Consider the following 19,199-nt stretch of genomic DNA (forward strand, 5'->3'; position numbering starts at 1 on the left):
GTATTCGGCGTGCCGCTGGCGGCGTTTGGCGGCTGTGCGCTGGTGGGGATTAACCTGTTGTGATGCTGCACTTCGTGTTCGATCTGCTGGCGTTGGTCAGCGGCGTGCTGGTCAGCTTGTGGTTTCGCCGCCGGTATGCGTTGCAGCGGCCTGCCGGGATCACCCATTCCACCCAGCACCATTACTACTTGCTGGCTTTGCTGCTGGGGTTGGTGGCGGGCAGCGCCTTGTTCGGGACGCTCAACCTGCATTTGGCCGGGCATGACGGCGTCGCCAAGAGCATGCTGGGCGGTGTGTTCGGCGCGATTGTGGCGGCGGAAATTTTCAAGCATTTCGCAGGTGTCCGCCAATCCACCGGGCTGTATTTCGTCCCCGGCCTGATCATGCTGATTGTGGTCGGGCGGGTTGGGTGTTTTCTGGCCGGATTGCCGGATTTCACCTACGGTACGCCGACCCGACTGCCGTGGGGGGTGGATTTCGGCGATGGCGTCAGGCGGCATCCAGTCCAGCTGTATGAAAGCCTGACCATGCTGGCGTTTCTCGCCGCGCTGTTGCTCAACTATCCGCGCCATCCGCAGTTCTGGTTGCGGCAGGGGTTTTATGTGTTCGTGCTGGCATACGCAGGGCAACGCTTCCTGTGGGAGTTCCTCAAGCCGTATCCGCCGTTGCTGATGGGGCTGAACCTGTTCCATTTGCTCAGTCTGGCGTTGCTGGCGTATGCGCTGTTGATGCTCAACCGGAGTCGCAATCATGGCTAACAAGGCCCGCCCCTACATTTTCTACGGCCAGACGCAATCGTTGTGCGAGGAATGCCTTGCGGTCGTGCCCGCCAAAATCCTGTTCCAGCACGGCAATGTCTACTACCAGAAGCGCTGCCAGGAACACGGCGTACAGAAGACGCTGGTTTCCACTGACATCGAGTATTTCAAGCGCTGCAAGGATTATCTGAAACCGGGCGATATGCCGCGCCAGTTCCAGAGCGAAATCAACCAGGGTTGCCCGCACGACTGCGGCCTGTGCCCCGACCATGAACAGCATTCCTGTCTGGCGCTGTTTGAAATCATTGACGAATGCAATATGCGTTGTCCGGTGTGTTTCGCCAATTCCGCGCCCGGCATGGGCAACCCGCGCAGCCTGGAGGAAATCGAAACCATGCTGCAAACCCTGCTGGCGAGTGAGCAACAGCCTGACCTGGTGCAGGTGTCCGGCGGCGAACCGACCTTGCATCCGCAACTGATGGCGATCCTGCGCCGCCTCAAGGCCAGCCCGATCCGCCATCTGATGCTCAACACCAATGGCATCCGCCTTGCCCGCGACCCGCAACTGGTGGAGGAGCTTGCCAGCCTCAAGCCGGGTTTCGAGGTCTACCTGCAATTCGATTCGTTGCAGGCGGAGGCGCTGCAAAACATCCGAGGCCAAGACATGCGCAACATCCGGCGGCAGGCGCTGGAAAAACTGGAGCAGCACAACATTTCCACCACGCTGGTGTGCGTAGTCCGCAAGGGCGTGAATGATGATGAAATTGGCGAGATCATCAACTTTGCCCGGCAGTGGCGGTGTGTGCGCGGCATTACCTTCCAGCCGGTGCAGGACGCCGGGCGCAACGAAGGCGACAAGCCCGCCAACCGCATCACCTTGAGCGAAATCCGCTCCCGCATCATCGCGGCGGATAATCCGTTCGGCGACGCCGACATGATTCCGTTGCCGTGCCACCCGGAAAACATTGCGATCGGCTACGGCATCAAGCTGGGCGGGGAAATCACCCCGGTCACGGGTCTGTTGCCGCGCGAAGAACTGCTCAAGGGCGTGGACAACACCATTACGTTCGAAAAAAGCCCCGGCCTGAAGCAGGCGTTCCTCAAGCTGTTTTCATTGGATGCGTGCAGCGAGCAGACCACCGACAATTTGCAGACCCTGCTGTGCTGCCTGCCGCGTATCCAGGGCGATGGGCTGGGTTATGAAAACGTGTTCCGCATTGTCATTATGGCGTTCATGGATAAATACGATTTCGACATCGGTTCGGTGAAGCGTTCCTGCACGCATTTCGTCGAGCCGGATGGGAAGATTTATCCGTTTGACACCTGGAACCTGTTTTACCGCGAAAAAGTGCGGGGGAAATGATTATTCCCCGTACACGGTGACGGTCAGTTTGCGCTGGAAATGGCCGGTGCGATGTTCGTATAGATACAGGCCTTGCCATGTGCCCAAAGCGCTGCGGCCACGAGTCACCGGGAGGGTCACGTCGGTGTTGGTCAGCATGCAGCGGACGTGGGCCGACATGTCGTCATCGCCTTCCAGCGTATGCCGGTAGGCCGGGTCGCCGTCAGGGGCCAGCCGCTTGAGGATGGTTTCCAGATCGTGGTGCACATCCGGGTCGGCGTTTTCGGTAATGAGCAGGGAGGCGCTGGTATGGTGAATGAAAACATGGCACAAGCCGGTTTTGATGCCGCTTTGCCGGATCAATTCATCGACATTGGCGGTAATGTTGTAGGAGCCGCGCCCATGCGTCGAAATAGCCAAGTTTTGTTGGTAAATACTCATCTGAATGGGAATGCCCTGTATGATGGGAAGTTTATTGTCCAGAAAAATAGACCAGACATCATCGTACCATGTCGCAGCAATTACCACCGCTAAACGCACTGCGCGCCTTTGAGGCCGTCGCCCGCTACTTGAGCTTCACCAAGGCGGCGGAGGAACTCAATGTGACCCGCGCCGCCATCAGCCACCAGATCAGGTTTCTGGAGGATTATCTGGGTTTTCCCCTGATTGAGCGTAAAAACCGCGCCATTGAGCTGTCGCCACAAGCTGAGGCGGCGTTGCCCAAGCTGCGTGAGGGTTTCAACAATCTGGCCGAAGCGGTGCGGCTGATGCGCAGCGCCGCTGCGCCGACGCAGAGCATTACGGTGTGTGCGGCGCCGTCATTCGCCTCCAAGTGGTTGATTCCCCGCTTGCCACGCTTTTCCCGGCGGCATCCTGAAATTGATATGCAGATCAACAGCAATGCCATGCTGGTGGCCGCCGACCTGCAACAGGGGGCCGGGTTGATAGACAGCTTTTTCCGGCAGAATCAGGTGGATGTGGTGATCAGTTTCGGGACGGGCAGCCACGCGGGGGAAAATGCCGAACGCTTGTTTACGGTGTCGGCGGTGCCGGTGTGCAGCCCGGCGCTCGTCAGTGACGCGCACCCTCATCCGTTGCGGGTTCCGGAGAAACTGACTTGCCATACCTTGTTGCACGATGATACGGATTACGTTGGGCACCCGACCTGGGTGAAGTGGCTGCAATTGCACGGGGTCAGCGGCGTCAACGCCAGCAGGGGGCTGCATTTCAACCATGTTTCCCTGGCGCTGGATGCGGCGGTGGATGGGCAGGGTGTCCTGCTCTGCCTCAAACCGCTGGCGCAGTCGGATGTTGAGGCTGGAAGGCTGTGCATCCCTTTTGACTTGTCAATGCCGCTGGAGCACGCCTACTACATTATCCGCCCACAGAAGGTTGGCGAAAGTGGCGCGCAACAGGCCAGTGACGCATTCGTGGAATGGCTGCGGGAAGAAGCGCAGCAACACGCCAATGAATCAGGTTAGCTTTGCTAACCAATAGGTTGAAAAATTGTAGCTTGTCCGCAACCTGTATCGTTTTTACCATGCACACATTGCAAAAATAACAGTGACCCTGGTAACTCCTAATCTCTCCTCCTCCTAGCGGTAAGGGTCACATGCAACGCTCACGGCGCGCAAGCATGAGGGGTATTTCTCCTCCTCCTCTCAATAACCTCGTGCTTTTGCCGTGAGCGTCTTCTTTTCCTTTACTGAAGACAAGCCAGCAATGACAGCGTGATCCGCGCCGTCGCCCCCCATAACACTTCACTGTCATATTCCTGAAAATACACGATGGGAACGGGTTCCGGTAAATCGGCCAGCCGCCGGTAACGGATTTCATGGTGTTGCGGCTGCGCCAGCCAGGACAGGGGAATGGTGAATGCGCGCGCCACTTCCTGCGGGCTGGGAACCAGCGCATACGGCCAGGGCAGCGTCCCCACCACCGGCGCGATCCGGAAGCGGCTGATGCTGTGATGCGGCGTCAGTTGCCCTAGCACCCGCACATCCCGTGGCCTGACGCCGATCTCTTCATGCGCTTCGCGTAAGGCAGTGGCGACGAGGTCAATGTCCGTCGGGTCACGTTTTCCACCTGCAAATGCGACCTGCCCGCCGTGCCGGTCTGAATCCGACACGGGGCGGCGGATGAACAGCAGGTGCCAACTGTCTTCCATCCGCACAAACGGCACCAGCACGCCCGCTTCCCGGCAAACCTGCCCCTGAATGGCTGTTGTCGGCACGTCGTAGGTGGGGGCGCTTTGTGTTTGTAAGCGCTGGGCGATGTCCGCTTCCGTCAATTGGTTCAGTTCGTTCATGTCCGCTTCCCTCTCAGGCCGCGACAGAATACCCGCGCAGCCGGTGGGCGAATTGTTCCAGTGCCGCCACGCCGGTTTTCTCGGCGGAATTGATCCATTCCTGGACAGCTTCCAGCCGTGCTTCCTGACTGGCGGCGGTGCGTTCCCACAACTGGAGCAGACGTTGTTGGAACTGGTAAACGGTTTGCAGCGCCTGGCTTTCCGCAAGCACGGCCTGATGGCGCAATTCGGCCTTGGTGACTGGTTTGATGACTTGTTGGGCGAAGTTGGACAGCACCTGCAAACGGTTGCCGAGGACGGCGGCCACGGTGTCGAAATCCACCGTCAGTTTGTGCGGGTTGATGCGGATGCGCGGTGCGACCTTGCGCACCTTGGCCATACCCAGCGTTTCCAACACCCGGATGTAGAACCAGCCGATGTCGAACTCATACCAGCGGCTGGAAAGGCGGGCGGAAGACGCGAAGGCGTGATGGTTGTTATGCAGCTCTTCGCCACCGATGAGGATGCCGATGGGGGAAATATTGGTGGAGGCGTCGGTGGTGTTCCAGTTGCGGTAGCCCCAGAAGTGGCCGAGGCCATTGATCACGCCCGCCGCCCAAAATGGAATCCAGACCATTTGCGTTAGCCATACCAACAGGCCAGCAGCTTCAAACAACACGATGTCGATGATGAGCATGGTGGTGACGCCGAGCCACGGAACGCGGGCGTAAACACGCCGCTCCAGCCAGTCATTTGGGGTGCCCTTGCCGTATTTTTCCAGCGTTTCCTGGTTACGGGCCTCGTTGCGGTACAGCCATGCGCCCAGCCATAGCACGGTGTTGAGGCCGCGGGTCTGCGGGCTGTGCGGGTCGTCTGCGGTTTCACATTTGGCGTGGTGCTTGCGGTGGATGGCGACCCATTCGCGCGTGACCATGCCGGTGGTCAGCCAGAGCCAGAAGCGGAAAAAGTGTGACGGGACAATTCCCAGATCCAGCGCCCGGTGCGCCTGCGCCCGGTGCAGGAAAATGGTGACGGCGGCAATGGTGATGTGCGTGAGACCCAATGTGATGAGCAAAACTTCCCACCACTGCAAATATGACAGCAGACCCATGAATAGACCCTCTACCTCTGTTGTTGTGAGGGTAACACTTTACTACAACCATCATCGCGGCGAGAAAAAATTGCATTGGGTTTATAGCCTGTCAGGAAAATTCGCCCGGGTAACCGCCATCGGCGCAGAAGCTTGATTCCTGGTCTATATAAACTGGGTGAATCAGTTTGAAAAGGTGGATTGCTGTATGGTCATGGTCAAAATGGAAACGCGTCAATACGCTATTTGGCAACAGTCATTGTTCTGGGTCAGTTGGTTGTTGTTGCTGGCTCCGGGCGGTTTCATCGGCTATGGCTTTTCGATTGTGGGTTCGCTGGTGTTGAGCGGTTATCACGAAACCGTGGATCTGGTGCTGGTGCTGATCATGGGAACGGCCCTGGTCGAATTGCTGCTGATTGCGATTTACACCTTCACCCGTTATTGGTCAGGGGAGGCTTCGTTCCGGCGTTTGCTGTTATGGTTGGCGCTGGGGGCGTTCGGGATTCCGCTGGCGGCGTTGCTGGGTTGCATCTATTCTTATGCAAAGCTTGTCCTTAACATGTAAGCCGCTGTTCCATCAGGAGGATCCGTCATGCGACGTTTCATACTATCTGCCGCCGCTTTGCTGCTGGCCGTGTCCGCTCAGGCAAAAGACGCCATGAACACCATTGACCTGCACACTGAAAGCTGCCTCAACACCAACCAGTCCACCGCCGGTATGCTGGAGTGCTATACCCATGCCGAACAGGAATGGGATACGGAACTCAATCGGGTCTACAAGGCTTTGCAAAGCAAACTCAAACCGGCTGGTCAGGACGCCCTCAAGCAGGCGCAGCGCGCCTGGGTCGCCCAGCGTGACAAGGAGTTTGACTTGGTCAACGCCATTCATGCGCAAATGGACGGCACGATGTGGATTGCCGTGATGGCAGGCAAGCGGGCCGATGTGGTCAAGGAACGCGCCGTGGCGTTGCAATCCTATCTTGACCTGCTGACGGAAGGCGAACCGTAGGCAGGTGTCGCGGGTTTTGCCTTTCAAACAACGCCTTCACCCGTATTCGCGGGGTAGGTCACTGGCAGGCTGACGCCCATAAGGTCGTCCCGTGGCCGCCCTTAGCCTTCCTGTTGCCGGGCCTCCGGATACTCTTCGGCCAGCAGCTCCTCGACAGCCGCCTCGCCACCTCATAGCCATCCATGCCGGGCAAGCCGATGTCGAGGAAAATGATTTCCGGCCTGAACGTTTCCACCATGCCCAGAGCCGTGGGGCCATCAGGCGCGATCATCACTTGATGGCCAATAATTTCCAGCAGCATGGCGAAGGAATGCGCCACATCGGGATTGTCATCCACCACCAGGATGCGACGGGACGCCGATGCGGAGGGGGTTGTGGCAGACTCCCCAGCCTGGCTTGGAACCGCATCGGCCACCAGTAGCGGAAGCCGCACCACAAACTCACTGCCTTTATGTTCCCCGGCGCTGGACGCTTCAACTTGTCCGCCGTGTAGTTCAACCAGACGTTTGACCAGCGACAGGCCGATGCCCAGCCCACCTTTGGCGCGGTCGAGGGTGCGGTCAGCCTGGGCGAAAAGGTCAAACAGCAGCGGCAGCATGGCCGGATCCATACCTTCCCCGCTATCCCGAACGCGACATACGGCCAGACTGTTTTCAGCCGTTACGCTGACCTCAATGCTCCCGCCTTCCGGGGTATATTTGATGGCATTGTCCAGCAGGTTATCGACCACTTGGGTGATACGGGCGGCGTCGGCCTCGACCCGCACCGGTTCTGTGGGCAGCGCGAGGTTCAGGAACAGGGTGGCTACGTTGGTACTGGAAAGGAGGTTGCCGAGGTCGTTACCTTGTCCACCAGTCCAGTGGCGATGGCGCTGGCAGGCATGTGGCATCGGGATGTGCGGGCGCGCCACGGCGGCTGCAAGATGCAGGCAACCCTGGTGGCAGGCTCGGCGTCCTACACCTGCGTTACCGGCATGGTGGTTTGCTGGCCCAGCAGTTCGGGCAGATAGCTGATGTGCGCAGGATCCAGATGGACAATGACGACAAAGGCGATCCCGCTTTGTGCGGGCATGGCATTGAAAAACTTTTTCAGCACTTCCACCCCACCTGCCGAAGCGCCGATGGCGACGATTGGGAAGCCTTTGGCAGCGTTGTTGCTTTCCTTTTTGCTGGTTGTTGCTTCATGCAGGGCTTTTTTTGCCCGAATGGCTATTGGCGGGATGGTTGTCGATAGCTGCCATCCCCCTCCATCAGCGCTGGTGATTTGCTTTTCAGATGCGATGGGAGGATGCTGCCTTGAAACCCATCGTCTGTAAGCAGGCAAGATCCTATCCCGTACAGCCTTGGCCGAGCCGGTTATTGTTGCCCGTCATACGCCTTTCTCGCGAACTCTGATCCGTCTGCCGCTGCGGGGTCAATCAGGCGCAGCAGGAGAAAGAAAAACTGGACTTAATCCCACAGCTTCGTTCCCCGTACTAAGCAAGGAATACGCCACTATGCCAGCGAGCCGCCAAACCCTGTTCGGTCGGCTGTGGAGTTCACGGAAGCAACAGTTCCGTGCTGATGCCGTGCGGGTGGCCGCCAGTGAAGAACTGCCGCTAAGGGCAGAGCTTTTCAGCGCCGACCAAATGGAACGTTACGCCAAGGTATTGGCTGCATCACACTCCCTGACCCATACATCCCCCCACGACCAGCTCCTGCACCGGCTGGCGGATAATGAAACCTTACTGATTACCTCTTCCCGTGTGTTAATGGCGACGGCCAGCGCCAGCCGTCGCCTAACGCCAGCCGGAGAATGGCTGCTGGATAATTTCTATCTGATTGATGAGCAAATACGCACTGCCAAACGGCACCTGCCGCCCGGTTACAGCCGCGAACTGCCGCGTTTACAAGAAGGCCCTTCCGCTGGCCTGCCACGCGTGTATGACATTGCGCTGGCAACCATTACGCATGGAGATGGCCGCGTAGACCCGGAAAGCCTCAGCCGTTTTGTCACTGCCTACCAAACCGTGACGCCGCTCACGCTGGGTGAATTATGGGCCATTCCCATTATGTTGCGGTTGGCCCTGATCGAAAACCTGCGGCGTATTGCCGCGCGGATTGTGACCGGCAGGGCGGATCAGGATCTGGCTGACGCCTGGGCACAGAAAATGATCGCCAGCGTGGAACAGGATCCGAAAAGCCTGGTGCTGGTTATTGCCGACATGGCGCGTTCCAACCCGCCGATGACAACCCCCTTCGTGGCCGAATTTGCCCGCCGCCTGCAAGGTCAAAGTACAGCACTGGCTTTGCCGCTGACCTGGATCAAGCAGTTGCTGGCCGAATCGCATCTGAGCATCGAACAACTGGTGCAGACAGAAAGTCAGCAGCAGGCCGCGGATCAGGTTTCCATCGGCAACAGCATTGGCAGCCTGCGCGTTCTCGGTGCTACGGACTGGCGCGATTTTGTCGAAGGCATGAGTGTGGTTGAGCAGACCCTGCGCGAGGACATCGGCGGCGCTTACGGCAGGATGGATTTTACCACCCGCGACCATTATCGCCATGTGGTGGAAAAAATTGCCAAGCGCACCTACTTTTCTGAAGGCGTGGTAGCCAGTCTGGCTATCCAGTTGGCGCATACCGGCGCTGTTCGTCAGGGTGCTGATGACCGCACGGCGCATGTCGGCTTTTACCTGATTGATCAGGGCTTGCCGCAACTGGAACAGGTGGCGGAAGTCCGGCGCACTGTTGGCTCTGCCATGCACAGTCTGTTTGCCCAGCTTCCGCTGACCTTCTTTGTGGGGGCTATTACCTTGCTGACCTTATTGTTCACCGGCGGTTTGTTGTGGCAGGCGAATGCCGGGGGAATGCCAGGTTGGGGGCTGCTACCGCTGGGGATACTATTGCTGGTGGCCAGCAGTCATCTCGCCATGGCGCTGGTGAACTGGCTGGCGACCTTGTTGGCCACACCACAGACTCTGCCGCGCATGGATTTTTCTGCGGGTATTCCGCCACAGGCACGCACCCTGGTGGTGGTGCCGACCATGTTGAGCAGTCCGCGTAGCATTGAGGGGCTGGTCGAGGCGCTGGAAGTCCGCTTTCTGGCAAACCGGGACAAGCACCTGCATTTCGGCCTGTTGACGGATTTTCTGGATGCGTCGACTGAAACGACGCCAACCGACCAGCCGCTGCTGGCGCTGTTGCAGGCTGGTATTGAGCATCTAAACGAGCAATACGCCAAGGCAGGGCGCAACACGTTTTTCCTGTTTCAGCGTCCGCGCCGTTGGAATGCGCAGGAGCAGGTGTGGATGGGCTACGAACGCAAGCGCGGCAAGCTGGCCGCTTTGAATGCACTGCTGCGCGGCAAAGAGAATGATGCCTTTTCCCTGATTGTGGGGGAAACCGCAGTGCTGGCGGACGTGAAATATGTGATCACGCTGGATACCGATACCCAGCTACCACGCGACGCCGCCCGCCAGTTGGTGGGGGTGATGGAGCACCCGCTGAACCATGCGGTGTATGACGCCGCCAAACAGCGCGTGACGGCCGGATACGGCATCCTGCAACCGCGTGTCAGCGTGAGCCTGTCGGGTGCTGACGTGTCGCGTTACGCCTGCCTGCATGGCGGGGAATCGGGCATCGACCCCTATACCCGCGCTGTTTCCGACGTGTATCAGGATTTGTTCCAGGAAGGTTCCTTCATCGGCAAAGGCATTTATGACGTGGATGCGTTTGAGCAGGCGCTTGCCGGGCGCTTGCCTGAAAACCGCATCCTGAGCCATGACTTGCTGGAGGGCTGCTACGCGCGGGCGGGGTTGCTCAGCGATGTGCAACTGTATGAGGAATACCCGCTGCGCTACAGTGCGGATGTCAGCCGTCGGCACCGCTGGATTCGCGGCGACTGGCAACTGGCGGGCTGGTTGCTGCCGCACGTGCCGGGGGCGAACGGGTTACGCCAGCGAAACCCGCTGTCGGCCTTGTCGCGCTGGAAGATTTTCGACAACCTGCGCCGCAGCCTGATCGCAGTGTCTTTGACCCTGCTGTTGTTACTGGGTTGGATGGTGCTGCCGTCCGCCGGATTCTGGACAGCCGCCGTGCTGGCCCTGCTGGTGGTTCCTTCCCTGTGCACCTCCCTGCTGAGTCTGGCACGCAAGCCGGTTGACCTGCTGCTGCGGCAACACCTGCTGGCGGAAACCCGCACGCTCGGCGGGCATTTTACCCAGGCTGCGCTGATGCTGGTGTGCCTGCCTTATGAGGCCTGGTTCAGCCTGGATGCAATGGCACGCACGCTGTGGCGGATGCAGGTTTCGCAGCAACAGTTGCTGGAATGGAACCCTTCCAGTGAAGCCAGCCGCACCAGTCACGCCAGTCTGTGGGCAGCCTACCGGACGATGTGGATTGCTCCGGCGCTGGCCGTCACGATCGCAGGCTATCTGTTGTTTGCCCGCGCAGATGCGTTGCTGGTGGCGGCTCCCATCCTGCTGCTGTGGGGATTGTCCCCCGCCATTACCTGGTGGATCAGCCAACCACTGGTGCGCCGTGAGGCACGCCTGAGCACTGCACAGACTGACTTTCTCAGGAAAACTGCCCGCCGCACCTGGGGCTATTTCGACACGCTGGCCGGGGCGGAAGAAAACGGGTTGCCGCCGGATAATTATCAGGTCTATCAGGCTATCGGTGTGGCACACCGCACCTCGCCCACCAATATGGGGCTGGCGTTACTGGCGAATTTGTCTGCTTACGATTTTGGCTACCTGCCAGCCGGTGTGCTACTGGAGCGCACGGCGAATACCTTGCATACAATGGCGGGGCTGGAGCGTTACCACGGGCATTTCTATAACTGGTATGACACGCAAACCTTGCGCCCGTTGAATCCGTTGTATGTATCGACGGTGGACAGCGGCAATCTGGCGGGGCATCTGCTGACCCTGCAACCGGGCTTGCTGGCCTTGGCGGATCAGCCGATTCTGGGGAGGCGCTGGCTGGAAGGGTTGGTGGATACTTTCGGTGTGTGGCTGGAAACCACTCAGGACAGGGCAACCCCTGAGCTGACGGCGTTGCAAACTGCGCTGGAAAAAGTTAACACAGCGCGGCCCGCTACGTTGCTGGAGGCAAAAGGTTGTCTTGACGAGCTGATAGCGCTTGCCGGGCAAGTGCCTACCGAAGAATGGGGGAGCGCGTTTGCCCAACAATGTCGGGCGCTGCTGGAAGAATTGCAGTTCCTCGCGCCTGCGGAGGTGGAGCGTAATCTTGCCGGAATCCCGACCTTGCGGGAGCTGTCGCAGCTTCCCGCAGCCCGCGAACACGCCCTCAAACGGATCGCAACCATCGAGCAACTGGCGTGGCAGGCAGGCGAAATGGCGCGTGTGCAGTATGATTTCCTCTACGACAAGTCGCGCCGTCTGTTTGCCATCGGCTATAACGTGAGCGAGCGGCAGCGGGATACGGGTTATTACGACCTGCTGGCCTCGGAAGCCCGCTTGTGCAACTTCGTGGCGATTGCGCAGGAACAGGTTCCACAGGAAAGCTGGTTCGCGCTGGGGCGCTTGCTGGTGACCACCGATGGAGCGCCCACCCTGCTGTCATGGAGCGGTTCCATGTTTGAATACCTGATGCCGTTGCTGGTGATGCCGGGCTATGCCAACACCTTGCTTGACCAGACCAGCCGCAGCGTGGTGCAACGCCAGATTGCGTATGGCAAACAGCGCGGTGTGCCGTGGGGCGCGTCGGAATCCGGTTATAACACCGTCGATGTGCACCTCAACTACCAGTACCGCGCGTTCGGTGTGCCGGGGCTGGGGCTGAAGCGCGGGCTGGCGGAGGATCTGGTGATTGCCCCGTATGCGTCGGCGCTGGCGCTGATGGTTGCACCCGAGGCGGCCTGCCAGAACCTTGAGCGGCTGGCGGCGGAAGGCATGGTCGGCAAATTCGGTTTCTATGAAGCGATTGATTACACCCCGTCACGTCAGCGTCGCGGGGAAACCAGCACGGTGATCCAGTCCTTCATGGCGCACCATCAGGGCATGAGCCTGTTGGCGCTGGCCTGGTTACTGCTGGATCGGCCGATGCAGCAACGTTTTGCCGCCAACCCCCTGTTGCAGTCGGCCTTGCTGCTGCTTCAGGAACGCACCCCCAAGGCGGCGGCTTACCATACACAGACCAGCGAAGTCGTCGAAGTCCTGCTGGCTTCCAGTGAACCCCCCATCCCGGTGCGGGTGCTAAATGATCCGGATACGGCCTTGCCGGAAGTGCAGTTGCTCTCCAATGGTGCTTACCATGTCATGCTGACGCATGCCGGGGGCGGTTACAGCCGTTACCAGGATCTGGCCGTGACACGCTGGCGTGAAGACAGCACCCGTGACCATTGGGGCGCATTCTGTTATATCCGTGATCTGGCCAGCGGGGAGTTCTGGTCAACCGCATACCAGCCGACCCTTACGCCTGCGGAACAGTGCGAAGCCATTTTTTCGGAAGGCCGGGCCGAGTTTCGTCGTCATGACCATGGTTTCGAAACCCATGTCGATATCGTGGTGTCGCCGGAAGACAATATTGAGCTGCGCCGCATCCGCATTACCAACAACGGATCGGCCAGCCGCACGCTGGATGTCACCAGTTACGCCGAAGTGGTGCTGGCTCCGGCGGTTGCCGACGCGCTGCACCCGGCTTTCAGCAAGCTGTTTGTGCAAACCGAAATTATTGAACCCTTGCAGGCCATCCTCTGCACCCGCCGCCCGCGTGCCATCCACGAACATAGCCCGTGGCTGTTCCATTTGATGGCAGTGCATGAAGGTGAGTCCAGCGGCATTTCCTATGAAACCGACCGGGCACAGTTCATCGGGCGTGGCAATACCCTGGCCGCGCCCCACGCCCTGACCGGGGCGGAACATCTGTCCGGCAGCGTGGGCGCAGTGCTTGACCCCATCATCGCCATCCGCCACCGGATTACCCTGAAGCCGGAAGCCTCCGTCACTCTCGATATGGTGATCGGCGTGGCGGACACCCGTGAGTCCAGTCTGGAACTGGTGGAAAAATACCGTGACCGACGGTTGTCTGACCGTGTGTTCGATCTGGCCTGGACACACAGCCAGGTCGTATTACGGCAACTCAACGCCAATGAAAGCGAAGCGCAACTCTACGGGCGGCTGGCCAATGCAGTGGTTTATTCCCATGCGCTGTTGCGGGCGGATACGGATGTCATCACCAGCAACCAGCGCGGGCAATCCGGCCTGTGGGCGCACGCCATTTCCGGCGACCTGCCGATTGTGCTGCTGCAAATCAGCAAGCTGGAAAACCTGGAACTGGTACGCCAGTTGGTCAAGGCCCATGCCTATTGGCGCTTGAAAGGTCTGGCGGCGGATCTGGTGATCTGGAACGAAGACCGCGACGGTTATCGCCAGCAGCTTCAGGAACAAATCCTCGGCCTGATTGCCTGGAGTGTGGAAGCGCATGTGCTGGATCACCCCGGTGGTATTTTTGTCCGTCAGGTTGACCAGCTTTCCAGCGAAGACCGCATTCTGCTCCAATCCGTCGCCCGTGCCGTCATCAGCGACCAGCGCGGCACGCTGGCGGAACAGGTCAACCGCCGTGCGCCTCTGGTCAGGCGGGTTTCGCGCTTTTTGCCTGGTTACAACCCGCCATCTGCGGCGGTAGACAGTGGGTTATTGCCGCGTGATGACCTGATCCTGTGCAACGGCCTGGGTGGGTTTACCGCTGATGGGCGCGAATATGTGATTACCCCACCAGCCGGTGACAAGACGCCCGCGCCGTGGGTGAATGTATTGGCGAACCCTGATTTTGGCACGGTAATTTCCGAAAGCGGGCAGGCGTATACCTGGCGTGAGAATGCCCATGAGTTCCGCCTGACCCCGTGGCATAACGACCCGGTAAGCGATAGCGGCGGCGAAGCCCTGTACCTGCGTGATGAAGACAGCGGACGTTTCTGGTCGCCCACGCCGCTGCCGTGTCCGGGCGAAGGCGCGTATATCAGCCGCCACGGTTTCGGTTACAGCGTGTTCGAGCATAACGAACAGGGCATTCACTCGGAACTCATTGTGTTTGTGGCGCTGGATGCCGCCGTCAAATGCGCCATCCTGAAAATCCATAACGCTTCCGGGCGTGAGCGGCATTTGTCCGCCACCGGCTATGTGGAATGGGTATTGGGCGATTTACGCCCGAAATCGGCTCCGCATGTGATCACTGAATGCGTGGTGGGCGGCGCAGTATTGGCACATAATCCTTACAGCCCGGAATTTGCTGAACGGGTAGCGTTTTTCCATGTGGACGACGACAACCGTTCCATCACGGCTGACCGGACTGAATTCATCGGGCGTAACGGCTCACTGCGCAACCCGGCGGCGTTGCACCACGCTTACCTGTCGGGCAGGGTCGGGGCGGCGCTCGACCCGTGCGCGGCGCTTCAGGTGAACTTTACCCTGGCGGCGGGGCAAACGCGGGAAATGGTGTTCACCCTCGGTGCGGGGCGTGACCGGAACGACGCTGATGTGCTGATCCAGCGTTTCCGGCGGCTGGCAGCAGTGCGTGATGCCCTGACGCAGGCGCAGCAATACTGGGTGCATACGCTGGGAACGGTACAGGTGGAAACGCCTGATCAAAGCATCAATGTGCTGGCCAATGGCTGGCTGTTGTACCAGACGCTGGCCTGCCGCATGTGGGGACGCAGCGGTTATTACCAGTCGGGTGGCGCTTACGGGTTCCGTGACCAGTTGCAGGATGCGATGGCGCTGGTGCATACCGAGCCGCATAAAGTGCGGGAACACCTGCTGCTGTGCGCCAATCATCAGTTTGCGGAGGGTGATGTGCAACACTGGTGGCATCCGCCCACCAACCGGGGCGTGCGTACCCAATGTTCGGATGATTACCTGTGGCTGCCGCTGGCAACCTGCCGTTATATCAAGGTTACGGGCGACCTGAGCGTGCTGGACGAGCGGGCGGGATTTTTGACAGGCCGTGCGCTGAATGTGGGGGAGGATTCCTACTACGACCTGCCGGGGCATGGCGGGGAAACGGCCAGCCTGTATCAGCATTGTGTACAGGCTATCCTGCACGGCCTGCGTTTTGGCGAACATGGCCTGCCACTGATGGGTTCAGGCGACTGGAATGATGGCATGAATCTGGTCGGTATCGGCGGCAAGGGTGAAAGCGTGTGGCTGGGCTTTTTCCTCTGTGAGGTGTTGAACGCGTTTACTGCGCTGGCGCACGCCCGCAACGATGCGCCATTTGCCGAGCGTTGTCAGGCTGAATGCGTCCGGTTGCAACAGAACCTGGAACGCCATGGCTGGGATGGCGCATGGTATCGCCGCGCCTACTTTGATGACGGCACGCCGCTGGGTTCAACCCGTAACGAGGAATGCCGGATCGATTCGATTGCGCAAAGCTGGTCGGTGCTGTCCGGGGTGGGTGCGCCCGCCCGTACCGCACAGGCGATGCAGGCTTTAAGTGAACGGCTGGTGCGCCGTGATGCTGCACTGGTGCAATTGCTTGACCCACCGTTTGATGCTTCAAGCCTGGACCCCGGCTATATCCGGGGTTATGTGCCCGGCGTGCGGGAAAATGGCGGGCAATACACCCATGCGGCGATCTGGGCGGCAATGGCGTTTGCACATCTGGGCGATAGCGAACACGCCTGGGATGTGATGGAGATGATCAACCCGGTGAACCACGGGTTATCGCCTGCGGGCATCGCCACTTACAAGGTCGAGCCGTATGTGGCGGCGGCGGATGTGTATGGCGTTGCGCCGCATACCGGGCGTGGCGGCTGGAGCTGGTACACCGGTTCGGCTGGCTGGATGTATCGGCTGATCACGGAATCGCTGCTGGGGCTGCGGCGCGAGGGCGACAGCCTGCGCTTCGGGCCTTGTTTGCCGCCGGAGTGGACTGGCTTCAGGATGCGCTATCGTTATCGGGAAACCGTTTACCACATTACTGTCACACAGGCGACGGGTGAGGGCGCAGGTGTGATGCTGGATGGGGTTGCGCAGCAGGATGGCAGGGTTGTGCTGGTGGATGATCGGGTGGAACATCGGGTTGAAGTGTTTCATATGCGAATGCAGGCGAATGACCGATTAACGCTGTGACGGAGAGATGAACACTATGAGGTTATACACAAGCTGTGATCTGGCGTTTGAAATTCCCGCACCAACCCCGTTTGTGCTGATGTTGCGGCCTCGCAGCGGTGCGCAGCAATGGATTACCCGCGAGGAATACCGCCTCGTGCCAAGCGTGCCGGTGTTTGAATTCACCGATAACTACGGCAACCTCTGCCAGCGGCTGGTTGCGCTGCCTGGGGTTTTCACCGTATACACCTCGGCCGAAGTGATGACCACAGACTATGTGGACCAAGCACCGGGAGCGCCGTTTGTCGAGGTTCAGAATCTGCCTGATGCTGAACTTAGCTACCTGTTGCCCAGCCGTTACTGTGAGTCAGAGTGCTTCAGCCAGATGGCCAGCGATATTACCGCAGGGCAGAAGGCAGGTTACGATCAGGCCGCGGCGATTGTGGCATGGTTGCGCGCCAACATCCGCTTTGCCCCAGGCAGCAGCAACATCCCTTTGTCGGCAGTGGAGGTCAATATCAGGCAGTCCGGCGTCTGTCGGGATCTGGCGCATCTTGGCATGGCGTTGTGCCGCAGCTTAAGCATTCCGGCGCGCATGGTGGTTGGCTATCTCTACGGACTGGAGCCGATGGATTTGCACGCCTGGTTTGAAGCGTATGTGGGCGGGCGCTGGTATACGTTTGATGCTACGCAAGCTGAGCTGAAAGGTGGGTATGTGGTTATTGGCTATGGTCGGGATGCAGCAGATGTCGCTGTCTATAATCAGTTTGGGCCTGCGGTGTATCCCACTGCACAGACTGTTTGCGTACAACGGCTCAGGGAAGAGTAGGTTTTGTTGATGTTTTCGCGCGGGCAGGATGGTTCACTATTGTGATCTCTCGGGGTTTGACCTCGGCAGGCAGTCCGTCACAGCCATTTTTTCCAGCGGAAGATGGCCAGCAGAACCAACGCGATGGCGATCATGACGCCCCATATCAGCGGGTAGCCGTAATACCAATGCAGCTCCGGCATGGACCAGGGATGTTCAGGGTAGTCGGTAAAATTCATGCCGTAGACGCCGGCAACGAATGTCAATGGAATGAAAATGGTCGCAATCACGGTCAACACGCGCATGATGTCGTTCATGCGGTTGCTGAGGCTGGAAAGGTAAATGTCGAGCATGCCGCTGAGCATTTCGCGGTAGGTTTCGATCAGGTCGATCACCTGCACGGAATGGTCGTAACAGTCGCTGAAATAAGGGCGCATGATTTCGCTGACCAGTTCTGCATCGTGCTGGATCAGGCGGCTGATGACTTCGCGTTGCGGCCATAGCGCCCGACGCAGCAACAGCAGATCGCGTTTGAGTTGGTGCAGGCTGGTGAGGATGGTTTTGTCCGGGTTTTCCAGCACCTGATCTTCGAGGTCTTCAATCTGTTCGCCGATGTTTTCCAGCAGCGGGAAAGCGGAGTCGATTATCACATCCACCAGCGCATACAACAGGTAGTCGACGCCACGGGTGCGCAGCCGCCCGAAGCCTTGCCGCAGACGTTCGCGCACCGGTTCAAAAGCCTTGCCGTCGCCGCTGCAAAAACTGAGCAGGTGGCCATCGCCAACGAACAGGCTGATCTGTTCCAACCTGATATCTTTCCCGCTCAGGTACGGCAGGTTGAGGATCAGGAAGGCGTGTTTTTCGTGGAAGTCCACTTTGGGGCGCTGGCCGCTGTTGAGGATGTCCTCCATTGCCAACGGGTGCATACCGAAGGTTTCACCCAATGCGCAGATGGCGGCAGGGTCATGTACGTTGGTGACATCCAGCCAGTCGACCCAATCGTTTTGCACGGCGGCCCGGCACTGTTCCGGCGTGGGGATCAGGGTTTCGCTGAAATGTTCCTGGTTGTATTCCAGCAGGCAGATGCGGGTAGCGCCGCCTTCGCCGTGGCGGGTGAGGGTGCCGGGTGGTGTTCCCGGCGGGTGGTAGCGGGCACCAAAGGTTTCCATGTGGGGTTTACTTGCTCAGCCGCACGACTGTTTTCACCAGCTTGTTGATGCCAGTGGCGGCTTCGCTGATTTTGCCCGCCAGCATGTAGGCCGGGGTGCTGACCACTTTGCGTTCTTCGTCGATGACGAATTCATCGACTGGGCAGCTCACATGGGTGCCACCCATTTGTTCGATGAGGGCGGCGGTTTCCGCGTCCGTGCCGATGGTAGCTTTGGTCCCTTCGCCAAAAATCTGTGGGATCATGGCCGGGGCAATGCAAATGAAACCGAGTGGTTTGCCTTGCGCAGCCATGGCCTTGCAAAAGCGCAGCACCTCGGGCTGGATGGTGCAGTCAGCACCTTTGAAAGCGAAATCGCACAGGTTCTTGGCCGCACCATAACCGCCGGGAAGGATCAGCGCGTCGAAATCATCCGGGTTGGCGGTTGCCAGATCCTGGATATTGCCACGCACGATGCGGGCGGCTTCCACCAGCACCTGTCGGCTTTCGTCCATGACTTCGCCAGTCAGGTGGTTGATGACGTGGGCTTGCGGGATGTCGGGGGCGAATGCCTGGTATTCGCAGCCTTCTTGCTCCAGCGCCAGCAGGGTCAGCACGCTTTCATAAATTTCTGCGCCGTCGTAAACGCCGCAACCCGATAAAATGACTGCCACTTTGGTCATGGGGTGTCCCTCTTGGATATTGGT

Annotated in this window: 14 protein-coding genes; 7 read left to right on the forward strand and 7 right to left on the reverse strand. The window is 59.2% G+C overall.

The genetic code is table 11. From position 1 onward, the window contains the following. The first annotated feature begins 62 nt into the window (after window positions 1–62). Together VSS37_RS04455 and VSS37_RS04460 are read left to right on the forward strand one after the other, a co-directional pair. Window positions 63–758, forward strand: a complete 696-nt coding sequence (locus VSS37_RS04455; RefSeq protein ID WP_324693504.1) for a prolipoprotein diacylglyceryl transferase family protein — start codon at window positions 63–65, stop codon at window positions 756–758. Continuing rightward, window positions 751–2,121, forward strand: coding sequence for a radical SAM protein (locus VSS37_RS04460; RefSeq protein ID WP_324693485.1), 1,371 nt, complete (start codon window positions 751–753; stop codon window positions 2,119–2,121). Before VSS37_RS04455 ends, VSS37_RS04460 begins: the two co-directional genes overlap by 8 nt. Here VSS37_RS04460 and VSS37_RS04465 read toward each other — a convergent pair whose 3' ends face one another. Beyond that, window positions 2,122–2,541: a secondary thiamine-phosphate synthase enzyme YjbQ gene (locus VSS37_RS04465; protein WP_324693487.1), complete on the reverse strand. Its 420-nt coding sequence runs from the start codon at window positions 2,539–2,541 to the stop codon at window positions 2,122–2,124. A 68-nt stretch (window positions 2,542–2,609) separates the two neighbouring features. Here VSS37_RS04465 and gcvA point away from each other — a divergent pair, with 68 nt between their 5' ends. Further along, window positions 2,610–3,581 carry a transcriptional regulator GcvA gene (gene gcvA / locus VSS37_RS04470; protein ID WP_324693489.1) on the forward strand — a complete coding sequence of 324 codons (972 nt, stop codon included), beginning with the start codon at window positions 2,610–2,612 and terminating at the stop codon, window positions 3,579–3,581. Between the two features lie 221 nt (window positions 3,582–3,802). Here the strand turns inward: gcvA and VSS37_RS04475 are convergent, their stop codons facing one another. Together VSS37_RS04475 and VSS37_RS04480 are read right to left on the reverse strand one after the other, a co-directional pair. Beyond that, window positions 3,803–4,408, reverse strand: coding sequence for an NUDIX hydrolase (locus VSS37_RS04475; protein ID WP_324693491.1), 606 nt, complete (start codon window positions 4,406–4,408; stop codon window positions 3,803–3,805). Between the two features lie 13 nt (window positions 4,409–4,421). Next, a complete protein-coding gene (locus VSS37_RS04480) occupies window positions 4,422–5,498 on the reverse strand; it encodes a DesA family fatty acid desaturase (RefSeq protein ID WP_324693492.1) in 1,077 nt (358 codons plus the stop codon). A 187-nt stretch (window positions 5,499–5,685) separates the two neighbouring features. On the opposite strand from VSS37_RS04480, the gene VSS37_RS04485 reads away from it, so the two are divergent. Together VSS37_RS04485 and VSS37_RS04490 are read left to right on the forward strand one after the other, a co-directional pair. Next, the gene (locus VSS37_RS04485) at window positions 5,686–6,042 is read left to right on the forward strand and encodes a hypothetical protein (protein WP_324693493.1); all 357 of its coding nucleotides are present in this window, start codon (window positions 5,686–5,688) and stop codon (window positions 6,040–6,042) included. A gap of 27 nt (window positions 6,043–6,069) precedes the next feature. Then, window positions 6,070–6,486, forward strand: coding sequence for a lysozyme inhibitor LprI family protein (locus tag VSS37_RS04490; protein WP_324693494.1), 417 nt, complete (start codon window positions 6,070–6,072; stop codon window positions 6,484–6,486). 58 nt (window positions 6,487–6,544) lie between these two features. Here VSS37_RS04490 and VSS37_RS04495 read toward each other — a convergent pair whose 3' ends face one another. After that, window positions 6,545–7,396, reverse strand: coding sequence for an ATP-binding response regulator (locus VSS37_RS04495; protein ID WP_324693496.1), 852 nt, complete (start codon window positions 7,394–7,396; stop codon window positions 6,545–6,547). 44 nt (window positions 7,397–7,440) lie between these two features. Next, window positions 7,441–7,809 carry a chemotaxis protein CheB gene (locus tag VSS37_RS04500; RefSeq protein ID WP_324693498.1) on the reverse strand — a complete coding sequence of 123 codons (369 nt, stop codon included), beginning with the start codon at window positions 7,807–7,809 and terminating at the stop codon, window positions 7,441–7,443. A gap of 172 nt (window positions 7,810–7,981) precedes the next feature. Here VSS37_RS04500 and VSS37_RS04505 point away from each other — a divergent pair, with 172 nt between their 5' ends. Continuing rightward, window positions 7,982–16,558, forward strand: a complete 8,577-nt coding sequence (locus tag VSS37_RS04505) for a GH36-type glycosyl hydrolase domain-containing protein (protein WP_324693499.1) — start codon at window positions 7,982–7,984, stop codon at window positions 16,556–16,558. 16 nt (window positions 16,559–16,574) lie between these two features. Next, a complete protein-coding gene (locus VSS37_RS04510) occupies window positions 16,575–17,366 on the forward strand; it encodes a transglutaminase-like domain-containing protein (RefSeq protein ID WP_324693500.1) in 792 nt (263 codons plus the stop codon). A 77-nt stretch (window positions 17,367–17,443) separates the two neighbouring features. Here the strand turns inward: VSS37_RS04510 and corA are convergent, their stop codons facing one another. Continuing rightward, window positions 17,444–18,514, reverse strand: a complete 1,071-nt coding sequence (gene corA / locus VSS37_RS04515) for a magnesium/cobalt transporter CorA (protein ID WP_324693503.1) — start codon at window positions 18,512–18,514, stop codon at window positions 17,444–17,446. 7 nt (window positions 18,515–18,521) lie between these two features. Further along, the gene (gene elbB / locus VSS37_RS04520; RefSeq protein ID WP_324693506.1) at window positions 18,522–19,175 is read right to left on the reverse strand and encodes an isoprenoid biosynthesis glyoxalase ElbB; all 654 of its coding nucleotides are present in this window, start codon (window positions 19,173–19,175) and stop codon (window positions 18,522–18,524) included. Window positions 19,176–19,199 lie beyond the last annotated feature (24 nt).

Source organism: Candidatus Thiothrix phosphatis, from assembly GCF_035668035.1.
Classification (GTDB): Bacteria; Pseudomonadota; Gammaproteobacteria; order Thiotrichales; family Thiotrichaceae; genus Thiothrix; species Thiothrix phosphatis.

Coding starts and splice junctions, on each gene's coding strand:
- VSS37_RS04505 (WP_324693499.1), top strand. CDS start 7,982: ATGCCAGCGAGCCGCCAAACCCTGTTCGGTCGGCTGTGGAGTTCACGG.
- VSS37_RS04490 (WP_324693494.1), top strand. CDS start 6,070: ATGCGACGTTTCATACTATCTGCCGCCGCTTTGCTGCTGGCCGTGTCC.
- VSS37_RS04460 (WP_324693485.1), top strand. CDS start 751: ATGGCTAACAAGGCCCGCCCCTACATTTTCTACGGCCAGACGCAATCG.
- VSS37_RS04455 (WP_324693504.1), top strand. CDS start 63: ATGCTGCACTTCGTGTTCGATCTGCTGGCGTTGGTCAGCGGCGTGCTG.
- VSS37_RS04485 (WP_324693493.1), top strand. CDS start 5,686: ATGGTCATGGTCAAAATGGAAACGCGTCAATACGCTATTTGGCAACAG.
- VSS37_RS04480 (WP_324693492.1), bottom strand. CDS start 5,498: ATGGGTCTGCTGTCATATTTGCAGTGGTGGGAAGTTTTGCTCATCACA.
- VSS37_RS04510 (WP_324693500.1), top strand. CDS start 16,575: ATGAGGTTATACACAAGCTGTGATCTGGCGTTTGAAATTCCCGCACCA.
- gcvA (WP_324693489.1), top strand. CDS start 2,610: ATGTCGCAGCAATTACCACCGCTAAACGCACTGCGCGCCTTTGAGGCC.
- corA (WP_324693503.1), bottom strand. CDS start 18,514: ATGGAAACCTTTGGTGCCCGCTACCACCCGCCGGGAACACCACCCGGC.
- VSS37_RS04465 (WP_324693487.1), bottom strand. CDS start 2,541: ATGAGTATTTACCAACAAAACTTGGCTATTTCGACGCATGGGCGCGGC.
- elbB (WP_324693506.1), bottom strand. CDS start 19,175: ATGACCAAAGTGGCAGTCATTTTATCGGGTTGCGGCGTTTACGACGGC.
- VSS37_RS04475 (WP_324693491.1), bottom strand. CDS start 4,408: ATGAACGAACTGAACCAATTGACGGAAGCGGACATCGCCCAGCGCTTA.